Consider the following 10,607-nt stretch of genomic DNA (forward strand, 5'->3'; position numbering starts at 1 on the left):
GCGAGCCTGCTCGCGATTGCGGTGTGTCATTCAGCGTTGCAGGTACTGATACACCGCTATCGCGAGCAGGCTCGCTCCCACAGGGATTGAGGCGTGCCTTCAGTAGTCGAAGAACACCGTTTCCGCATCAGTGCCCTGAAGGATCACATTCCACTGATAAACACCTGACGCATCCTGCTTCGCCAGCAACGTACTGCGGCGCTCGGCCGGCACGCATTCCAGCAATGGGTCCTCGACATTCGCCGGTTCGCCCTCAAAATAAATCCGCGTCAGCAAGTGCTTCACCAACCCGCGAGCGAACACCAGCACCACCAGATGCGGCGCCTGGGTCGAGCCCTTCAGGCCTTCCACTGTTCCGGGCTTGATGGTGGTAAAGCGAAAGCGCCCTTCGGCATCCACCGGCACCCGGCCGAAGCCTTCGAAGTTCGGATCCAGGAGTTTGGCCTGGTCGTCTTCGGGATGGTCGTACTTGCCGGCGGCGTTGGCTTGCCAGACTTCGAGCATCGCGTCGTTGACGACGTCGCCGTTGCCGTCAATCACTTGCCCGGTGATCGCCACGCGCTCACCGAGGGTTTGTTCGACTGTCAGGTCTTCGCGGTTCAGCCAGGTCAGGCCGATGTGGTAATACGGCCCGACGGTGTGGGACGTGGTCGCAGTCAGCGTCATCTTATTTCTCCATCGGCGTGGCTTCGCGGCCGCGCAAGACGATGTCCCAGCGATAACCGAGGGCATAGGAAGGGACGGTTTTTTCCAGGTCGAACGTGGCGATCAAACGCTCTTTGGCGCGGGTATCGGGCACGCAGTTGTAGATCGGGTCATACGCCAGCAGCGGGTCACCCGGAAAATACATCTGCGTGACGAGGCGCGTCAGAATGCTCGGCCCGAACAGCGAGAAATGGATGTGCGCCGGGCGCCAGGCGTTGTGGTGATTGCCCCACGGATAAGCGCCGGGCTTGATGGTCTGGAACTGGTACCAGCCATCGGCGTCGGTTACGGTGCGGCCGGTGCCGGTGAAGTTCGGGTCCAGCGTTGCGTCGTGCAGGTCGCGGGCATGGTTGTAGCGACCGGCGGCATTGGCCTGCCAGATCTCCACCAGAATCCCCGGCACCGGCAAACCGTCCTCATCCAGCACGCGGCCGTGAATGATGATGCGTTCGCCCAACGGTTCGCCATGATGCTGGGCGGTCAGGTCGTTGTCCTTCTCGTTGACGCGTTCAGCGCCGATGGTCGGACCGGTAATTTCCGACAACGAATGAGGCAAAAACACCAACGGCTTGGACGGCGAGCGCAGGTTGGTGGATTGATAAGTCGGGTGCAGGTAGTCCGGCTGGGTGCCTTCCTGCGGGCGACGGTAACCAGGCTTGTCAGTCATTTCGCTTTCCTCTGTTCTTATTAGTCTGCCGGGCGTCAGACGCGTTCGATGGCCAAGGCCAGGCCTTGGCCGACGCCGACGCACATGGTCGCCAGACCTTTCTTGCCACCGGTTTTTTCCAGCTGATGCAACGCCGTCAGCACCAGGCGCGCGCCACTCATGCCCAACGGATGGCCCAAGGCAATGGCGCCACCGTTCGGATTGACCTGAGCCGCGTCATCCGCCAGCCCCAGTTCGCGCAGCACCGCCAGACCCTGGCTGGCGAAGGCTTCATTGAGTTCGATCACGTCAAAATCGCTGACGGCCAGACCCAGGCGTTCAGTCAGTTTGCGCACCGCCGGCACCGGGCCGATGCCCATCACCCGCGGCGCTACACCGGCGCTCGCCATGCCCAGCACTTTGGCACGAGCGGTCAGGCCGTGTTTCTTCACCGCTTCGGCGGAAGCCAGAATCAGCGCTGCCGCACCGTCGTTCACACCGGAAGCATTGCCGGCAGTGACGGTTTTATCGGGACCGTTGACGGGTTTCAGCTTGGCCAGGGTTTCCAGCGTGGTATCAGCGCGAGGATGCTCATCCTGGCTGACGACGGTTTCCCCTTTCTTGTGGGCAATGCGTACTTCAACGATTTCTTCAGCGAAAAATCCTGCAGCTTGCGCGGCGGCTGTCCGCTGTTGACTGCGCAGGGCGAAAGCGTCCTGATCTTCGCGGGACACTTCGTAATCGTCGGCCACATTGTCGGCGGTCTGCGGCATCGCATCGACGCCGTATTGGGCTTTCATCAACGGGTTGATAAAGCGCCAGCCGATGGTGGTGTCTTCCAGCTTCATGGTGCGCGAGAACGCCGCATCAGCCTTGCCCATCACGAACGGCGCGCGGGACATCGACTCGACGCCACCGGCAATCGCCAGCTCCATTTCACCGCTGGCGATGGCGCGGAACGCCGTGCCGATCGCATCCATACCCGAAGCACAGAGGCGATTGAGCGTGACGCCCGGAATAGTTTCCGGCAACCCGGCCAACAGCAGCGCCATGCGCGCGACGTTGCGGTTGTCTTCGCCGGCCTGGTTGGCGCACCCGAGGAACACCTCGTCCACCGCGTTCCAGTCCACCGACGGGTTGCGGTCCATCAAGGCCTTGATCGGCACGGCGGCCAGGTCGTCAGCACGAACCGCCGACAGGCCACCGCCAAAACGGCCGATGGGGGTGCGAATTGCATCGCAGATATAAACGTCGCGCATCACGCTTCTCCGGGTGCTTGGCCGTGGGCGGCGGCGGTGCGGGCTTCCAGATCCCTGAGCGCCTTCAATTCAACGTCGGTGGGCTCGGCGGTATTTTCAACCGTGTCTGCGAAACGAATCGCCCAACCGGTGGCGGCAATCACTTGCTCGCGGGTCACGCCCGGGTGCAACGCGGTGACCACGAATTCATGGGTGTCCGCTTCCGGTTCCATGATGCACAGGTCGGTGATGATGCCGACCGGACCTGCGCCCGGCAGACCGAGACGCTTGCGCGAATCACCGCCCTCGCCATGGCCGACAGAGGTGATGAAGTCGAGCTTGTCGACGAAGGAACGCGCCGACTGTTTAAGGATGACCAGCACGCTTTTGGCGGAGCCAGCAATCTCCGGCGCGCCACCGGCACCCGGCAAACGGACTTTCGGGGAGTGGTAATCGCCCACCACTGTGGTGTTGATGTTGCCGAAGCGGTCGACTTGCGCGGCACCGAGAAAACCGACGTCGATGCGCCCGCCCTGCAACCAGTAGCGAAAAATCTCACCGGTCGGCACGACGGTGTCGGCGGTTTCCGCCAGTTCGCCGTCACCGATGGACAGCGGCAGTACGCTCGGCTTGGCACCGATCGGACCCGATTCGTAGATCAGGACCACATCCGGCGAAGAAGTCAGCCGCGCCAGGTTGGCCGCTTTCGACGGCAGGCCGATGCCGACAAAGCACACCGAACCGTTCTTCAGGCGGCGCGCGGCGGCGACGGTCATCATTTCATTGGTGGTGTAAGTCATTACTTGGCCTCCGAAGCAGCGGCCAGCTTGGCCTGAAACTCGCTGAAGTCAGCGCAGCCGTGAATGTATTCATTGATCCACGCGGTGAAGGTGTCACGGTCGCGGGCAATCGGGTCCCAGGCCTGGTAGAAGCGGTTGTCGCGCTCGTTGTAACCGTGGGCGTAGGACGGATGCGCGCCGCCAGGGACGTGGCAAACCGCGCTCAAGGCCCAGGTCGGCAGCACACAGGAGTTCATCGGTGCATTGAGGTCGTCGACGATTTCTTCGACGGTGACGATGCAGCGCTTGGCGGCCAGGGCGGCTTCTTTCTGCACGCCGAGAATGCCCCACAACAGCACGTTGCCTTTGCGGTCGGCTTTCTGCGCGTGAATCACGGTGATGTCCGGGCGCACCGAAGGCACGGCCGCCAACACTTCACCGGTGAACGGGCAGGTGACGGTCTTGATCAGCGGGTTGACCTTCGGCAGGTCAGAACCGGCGTAGGCACGCAGCACCGCGAACGGTAGGCCGGAGGCGCCAGCGACGTAGGCATTGGCCAGGTCGGCGTGGCTGTGTTCTTCGATTTCCAGCGCGTGCGGCCACTGCTTCTCGACGGCGTCACGCAGACGGTGAAGGGAACCGACACCCGGGTTGCCGCCCCAGGAGAAAATCAGCTTGCGAGCACAACCGGCACCGATCAATTGGTCGTAGATCAGGTCAGGCGTCATCCGCACCAGCGTCAGATCTTTCTTGCCCTGGCGAATGATTTCATGACCCGCCGCCGTAGGGATCAGGTGAGTGAAGCCTTCGAGCGCGACGGTATCGCCGTCGTTGACGAATTGCTTCACCGCGTCGTGCAGCGAAAGGATTTCAGCCATGGGGCAGGCTCCCGTTTTGTTATGAACCGACAGTGGTAGAAAAAGGCGCGATGCGCGCGCCGGAATGACTGAAGGTTAAGCCTGTGCAAAACGCCAAACAATCCGATAATCGACTGAGTGTTCGTTTATCGAACAGATTGTTGTCTCGCTACCGAAGATAAAAAGCATCGCGAGCAAGCTCGCTCCCACAGGGATCACGCATGCCCTGTGGGAGCGAGCCTGCTCGCGATGAGGCCCTCAAACGCACCAAAGAATCTGGATCAGACTGTCAGGTCGCATCCGCATGACTGACCATGCCCTTGATCACCACCGCCGTGGTCGCCACCGCCGCCGGAATCACCAGCGCCGTCAGCACCTGTTCAAAATTCCAGCCCAACCCCAGCAGCGTCGCGCCCATCCACGCCCCGAGAATCGCGCCGAAGCGGCCAATCCCCAGCATCCACGAGACCCCGGTCGCACGCCCCTGTGTCGGATAAAACCGCGCCGCCAACGAAGGCATCGCCGATTGCGCACCGTTGACGCACATCCCGGCCACCAGCACCAACGTCGCCAACATCGTGATGTTGCCCAGGCTCTGCCCTACCGCGTAGGCAAACACCCCGGCCATCAAGTAGAAAATGCCGATGACCTTGTGCGGATTGAACCGGTCCATCGCCCAGCCCACACCCACTGCGCTCAGCACCCCGCCAAACTGGAACAGCGCACCAATGAACGCCGCTTGCTCCATGCTCGCGCCGCTGTCACGCATCAGCGTCGGCAGCCAACTGGTCAGCAGGTAAACGATCACCAGGCCCATGAAGTAGGTCAGCCACAGCAACAAAGTGCCGGCGCTGTAAGTGCCGGAGAAGATCACCGCGAACACGTTGCGGGCCTTCACGGTTTTCAGTTCCGGCACGCTGAAGCTCGACGCCTGGGCGACGACGACCGGATCGATCGGCGCCAGGGTCTTGCGCACCTTGTCGGTGCCCCGATTGCGCACGACCAGGTAGCGCGCCGATTCCGGCAGCCAGAACAGCAAGACGACGGCGAGGATCAACGGCAGGATCCCGCCAATCAGCAGCAGACTGTGCCAGCCGAAGGCAGGAATCAGCTTGGCCGAAATAAACCCGCCACCGGCCATGCCGAGGTTGAAGCCGCAGAACATGCTGGTCACCAGCAGGGATTTCTTGCGTTCCGGGGTGTATTCCGACAACAGGGTGGTGGCGTTCGGCATCCCGGCGCCAAGGCCCAGGCCGGTGAGGAAACGCAGGACCAGTAGCTGATCAACGTTGGTGCTGTACGCCGAAGCCAGGCTGAAGGCGCCGAACACCAGTACCGCGCCGACCAGTACGACTTTTCGCCCGAAGCGGTCAGCCAAGGGGCCGGAGCCCAGTGCACCGAAGACCATGCCAATCAACGCGGCACTCATCACCGGGCCGAGACTGGCGCGGTCGATGCCCCAATCCTGCGACAAGGCAGGCGCGATGAAGCCCATGGCCGCAGTGTCGAGGCCATCGAGGAAGACAATCAGGAAACACAGGATCACCACTCGCCACTGGTAGCGCGAAATGGGTTGAGCATTGATGAAGGACTGCACGTCGAGGCAGTTTCCTACAGCAGACTGAGGCTGGTTCATTATTTTTATTCCACGCAAGAACGCAGTCGGACAGGTGCCAGCCTGAGGCTGGCGCTGCCGCGACATTAGTGATCTTGGGGAAAGAGCGTCAATTCGATAAACGCGACTCTGTGCGTTTATCGAACAGCTTAGGCAAACAACTGGGCGCTGAGGTCACGACTGGCACTCAGCAGGCCAGGCAGGAAACGTTGCTCCAGCTCGTTGCGGCTGACCCGCCCGGCGTGGGTACTGACGTTGAGCGCCGCCACCACCTGACCGGAAGCGTCGTACACCGGAACGGCAATCGAGCGCAGGCCTTGCTCCAGTTCCTGATCGACGATGCACCAGCCTTGTTGCCGCACTTCCTGCAAACATTCGAGTAGCGCTTCGGGGGTGTGCAGGGTTCGGCTGGTCTTGGCCTGGAACTCCGCGTGGTCGAGGTATTCGCGTAGCGACGTGTCATCCAGTGCCGCGAGAAGGATCCTGCCCATGGACGTGCAATACGCCGGCAACCGCCCGCCCACAGACAAGTCGACGGAAATCAGACGCTGGGTAGTCGCCGAACGAGCGATATATAAAATGTCGTCGCCTTCCAGCGTGGCCATGTTGCAGGCCTCATGAAGTTGCTCGCTCATGCGGTCCAGATACGGTTGGGCGGACACCGCCAAAGGCGTTGAGGACAGGTACGCATGGCCGAGTGTCAGCACTTTGGGCAGCAGCGAGTAAGTGCGTCCGTCAGTGGTGGCGTAGCCGAGTTTGATCAGGGTGTGCAGGCAACGTCGCACTGCGGCGCGGGGAATTTCGGTGCGATGACTGATCTGGGCAATGGTCAGGTGTCGCTTGCGCTCCTGGAACGCTTGGACCACCGCCAATCCCCGAGCCAGGGAGGTCATGAAATCCGGGTCGCCGGTCAGGGCCTGGATTCGCTTGGCGGGCGAGGCCACGATCGGCGGCGCCACTGAAGCGAAGGAATTGCGCATTTGATCGTTCATTTCAGGTCCTTTTCCCACACGGATCAGCGGCTATTACATGCGGCTTCGGGTCCGGTACACAAGTCACAGGCCGCAAGATTGGGCGATTATCGAACCATCGACCGATAATCGCAATCAGCCTCACAGACGATGGCACCTGCGCGCACTGATTTTTGCAGTGCCCATTACATACTTTTATTCTTCGCTGATTTAAAGGGCGGATGTAATGGGGTTAACTTGTTCGACTTTATGGCGCCAGAAAGACATCGTTGCAATGTGACATCACTCACACCCTAGTTACCGCTGAAAGTTGCGAGTAACAAAACAATCACACAGCTGGAACTACTTTTAACTCTCGAGAGATAGTGTTCTTCGGATCGACCGCTATAATGCACCTCAGTGGCGAAACGGTTTTTACGTGCCGACTCCGCCACTCCGCAGCCCGGTATTCCATCGTCGCTGCGTGCAGCAAGCGCTTGACGCTCGTTTCATATGCTCCGCCAACGCGCTCGCTGAAACAGGTAACTGATGCTACGTCAGCTGTTTTTCTCTGGTGCCGTGGCCGCCTGCAACATGGAAGTATTGTTCGTACGCCGTAAAAACGATGCCTTTTCGGGCATTGTCCTTTCGACGGGTGTGGTCAATGGGTTCCATGCAGCGCGTTTCACCAGAATTTATCTCAACTCATACAGGTAGCACTGTGACGAAAGACGAACTGCGCGCGGAACTTGAGCGCCAGGAACAACGTTACAAGGAAGTTTACGGCGGGGAAGTCACCACCTACGCCGCTCAGCCCGAACCCGAACGCAAACCCTGGCGTAAACGCGCCACCGTTCAGGATCAGGCGTTCACCCAGGAATTGCAGAAGATGGAAAAGGAACTCAAAGCCGAAGAGCCATGATCACTCCGGCCTGAATCCTTACAAGGGTCTGCATCTGCACCCGTTAAAAGCGGGTTATCTGGATGATGCCTTTCGCGCCCGCTACAAGCGGGCAGCGGCCACCTCACCCTATGGATGAGGAAAACGGCACATGCCTGACCCTCTTCTCAGATATTTCACACAAGCGTTCAAGTCTCTCGTCCTCACGAGCGAAACCCTTGTGGCTGCGGCCTTTTCATCTGAATTCAATGACTTGCAAAACCCGGTAAAAACCTCGGGGATAAGCTATCGTCACAAACTAATTCATTGAAGAATGTTACCGATGAGCACCTAGTGCATCGATTAGCAGTCTTTTCTGGCATAATCGCGCCCCCTTATGACCGGGTCAGAAAACCTTCATGATCGATTTATTCAGCGGACTGGATGCTTGGGTGCTTGTGAGCCTCTTGCTCGCCCTGGCCTTTGTCCTCGCCTTCGAGTTCATCAACGGCTTTCATGACACCGCTAACGCGGTGGCCACCGTTATCTACACCAAAGCCATGCCGCCTCATCTGGCGGTATTCTTTTCCGGTGTGTTCAACTTTCTCGGCGTGCTGCTGGGCGGTGTCGGCGTGGCATATGCCATCGTCCACTTGCTGCCGGTAGAACTGCTGATCAATGTGAACACCGGTCACGGGCTGGCGATGGTGTTCTCGCTGCTCGCCGCCGCCATCACCTGGAACCTGGGCACCTGGTACTTCGGTATCCCGGCCTCCAGTTCCCATACGCTGATCGGTTCGATCCTCGGCGTCGGCCTGGCCAACGCGTTGATCAACGACATTCCGTTGGCCGATGGCGTGAACTGGCAGAAGGCGATCGATATCGGCGCGTCCCTGGTGTTCTCGCCGATGGCGGGTTTCCTGGTCGCGGCTTTGATATTGATCGGCCTTAAATGGTGGCGTCCCCTGTCGAAGATGCACAAGACACCGGAACAGCGCCGCAAGATCGACGACAAGAAACACCCGCCGTTCTGGAACCGACTGGTACTGGTGATCTCGGCCATGGCCGTGAGCTTCGTACACGGTTCCAACGACGGCCAGAAAGGCATCGGCCTGATCATGCTGGTGTTGATCGGTATCGTGCCGGCGCAATTCGTACTTGACCTGGGCAGCACGACCTACCAGATCGAACGCACCCGCGATGCGACCCTGCACCTGAGCCAGTTCTACAAGCGCAACGCCGACACACTGGGCGAATACCTGGCCCTGGGCAAAAGCGTGGAAGGTGATCTGCCGGAAAAATTCCGTTGCAACCCGCAACAGACCGAACCGACCATCACCGCCCTCCTCGGCACCCTTAAAGGTGTAGCGGACTACCACTCGCTGCCGCCGGACAGTCGCATCGAAGTCCGTCGCTACCTGCTCTGCCTGGACGACACGGCGAAGAAAGTCGGCAAGCTGCCTGGCCTCGCTGCCCGTGAAAAGGCTGACCTGGACAAACTGCGCAAAGACCTGACCACCACCACCGAATACGCCCCGTTCTGGGTGATTCTGGCGGTAGCCCTGGCCCTCGGCCTGGGTACCATGGTCGGCTGGAAACGCGTAGTGCTGACCATCGGCGAGAAGATCGGCAAGCAAGGCATGACCTACTCGCAAGGCATGTCGGCACAGATCACCACCGCAAGCCTGATCGGCATGGCAAACATCTTCAGCCTGCCGGTTTCCACCACCCACGTTCTGTCCTCGGGCGTTGCCGGCACCATGGTCGCCAACAAAAGCGGCCTGCAAGGCGGCACCGTGCGCACCATCCTGCTGGCCTGGGTCCTGACTTTGCCTGCGACAGTGGCCTTGTCGGCCGGCCTGTTCTGGCTGGCGTCGAAGGCATTGGGTAGCTGATTTATTGCTGCGACAAAGAGGCGCGTTCCGTGAGGTTCGCGCCTTTTTATTGCCTGCAATTAGGCATTGCGGTTCTGTAGAAAGAGATTGGTTGGCCGTGAGGCCGCCATCGCTGGCAAGCCAGCTCCCACAGGTTCGGTGAACACCTGCAAGAAATTGGTCGGCTGTCAGGCCGCCATCGCTGGCAGGCCAGCTCCCACAGGTTCGGTGAACACCTGCAAGAAATTGGGCGGCTGTCAGGCCGCCATCGCTGGCAGGCCAGCTCCTACAGGTTCGGTGAACATCTGCTAGAGATTGGTCGGCTGTCAGGCCGCCATCGCTGGCAGGCCAGCTCCCACAGGTTCGGTGAACATCTGCTAGAGATCGGTCGGCTGGCAGGCCGCCATCGCTGGCAAGCCAGCTCCCACAAGGGTTCGGTGAACACCTGCAAGAAATGGTCGGCTGTCAGGCCGCCATCGCTGGCAGGCCAGCTCCCACAAGGGTTCGGGGTACATCTGCAAGTTAGTGGTCGGCTGGCAGGCCGCCATCGCTGGCAGGCCAGCTCCTACAGGGGTTCGGTGAGCATCTGCTAGAGATTGGTCGGCTGGCAGGCCGCCATCGCTGGCAGGCCAGCTCCTACAGGGGTTCGGTGAGCATCTGCTAGAGATTGGTCGGCTGGCAGGCCGCCATCGCTGGCAGGCCAGCTCCCACAGGTTCGGTGAACATCTGCTAGAGATCGGTCGGCTGGCAGGCCGCCATCGCTGGCAGGCCAGCTCCTACAGGGGTTCGGTGAGCATCTGCTAGAGATTGGTCGGCTGGCAGGCCGCCATCGCTGGCAAGCCAGCTCCCACAGGTCTGGTGTACATCTGCAAGATGTTGGTCGGCTATCAGGCCGCCATCGCTGGCAGGCCAGCTCCCACAATAGATCGGCGTACGGCTTTTGCTTCTCACCACTCATCAGGCCGAGCGTTAGCTCGCCTTCAGCTTTTGATCTTGCTTTTGATGTTGATCTGCCCGCCCCGTTCGGGAGGCTGAGTGGAGGTGTTCATCCGGGGATTGGCGC

9 protein-coding genes are annotated in these 10,607 nt (G+C 60.4%); 2 read left to right on the forward strand and 7 right to left on the reverse strand.

Annotated elements, in window-relative coordinates; translation table 11 throughout:
* Positions 1-99: 99 nt before the first annotated feature.
* From pcaG to pcaR, 7 genes are all read right to left on the reverse strand, one after another.
* The gene (gene pcaG, locus ACRC4F_RS04675) at positions 100-666 is read right to left on the reverse strand and encodes a protocatechuate 3,4-dioxygenase subunit alpha (protein ID WP_438658294.1); all 567 of its coding nucleotides are present in this window, start codon (positions 664-666) and stop codon (positions 100-102) included.
* Position 667: 1 nt separating this feature from the next.
* On the reverse strand, positions 668-1,372 hold the full coding sequence (gene pcaH / locus ACRC4F_RS04680; RefSeq protein ID WP_438658295.1) for a protocatechuate 3,4-dioxygenase subunit beta: 705 nt from the start codon (positions 1,370-1,372) through the stop codon (positions 668-670).
* A gap of 35 nt (positions 1,373-1,407) precedes the next feature.
* Complete coding sequence (gene pcaF, locus ACRC4F_RS04685) at positions 1,408-2,613, reverse strand: 3-oxoadipyl-CoA thiolase (RefSeq protein WP_438658296.1); 1,206 nt, start codon at positions 2,611-2,613, stop codon at positions 1,408-1,410.
* Positions 2,610-3,389, reverse strand: coding sequence for a CoA-transferase subunit beta (locus ACRC4F_RS04690; protein ID WP_438658297.1), 780 nt, complete (start codon positions 3,387-3,389; stop codon positions 2,610-2,612). Before ACRC4F_RS04690 ends, pcaF begins: the two co-directional genes overlap by 4 nt.
* The gene (locus ACRC4F_RS04695) at positions 3,389-4,246 is read right to left on the reverse strand and encodes a CoA transferase subunit A (protein ID WP_059407998.1); all 858 of its coding nucleotides are present in this window, start codon (positions 4,244-4,246) and stop codon (positions 3,389-3,391) included. Before ACRC4F_RS04695 ends, ACRC4F_RS04690 begins: the two co-directional genes overlap by 1 nt.
* Before the next feature lie 268 nt (positions 4,247-4,514).
* Positions 4,515-5,861, reverse strand: a complete 1,347-nt coding sequence (locus ACRC4F_RS04700; protein ID WP_438658298.1) for an MFS transporter — start codon at positions 5,859-5,861, stop codon at positions 4,515-4,517.
* Between the two features lie 128 nt (positions 5,862-5,989).
* A complete protein-coding gene (gene pcaR / locus ACRC4F_RS04705; RefSeq protein ID WP_010462552.1) occupies positions 5,990-6,832 on the reverse strand; it encodes a pca regulon transcriptional regulator PcaR in 843 nt (280 codons plus the stop codon).
* Positions 6,833-7,511: 679 nt separating this feature from the next.
* Between pcaR and ACRC4F_RS04710 the strand changes: the two genes are divergently transcribed.
* Entirely contained in the window at positions 7,512-7,712 is a 201-nt protein-coding gene (locus tag ACRC4F_RS04710) for a hypothetical protein (protein ID WP_007935837.1), read from the forward strand.
* A gap of 377 nt (positions 7,713-8,089) precedes the next feature.
* Entirely contained in the window at positions 8,090-9,565 is a 1,476-nt protein-coding gene (locus tag ACRC4F_RS04715; protein WP_438658299.1) for an inorganic phosphate transporter, read from the forward strand.
* The last annotated feature ends 1,042 nt before the right edge of the window (positions 9,566-10,607 follow it).

The sequence above is a fragment of the Pseudomonas sp. genome, assembly GCF_051660785.1.
Lineage (GTDB): Bacteria > Pseudomonadota > Gammaproteobacteria > Pseudomonadales > Pseudomonadaceae > Aquipseudomonas.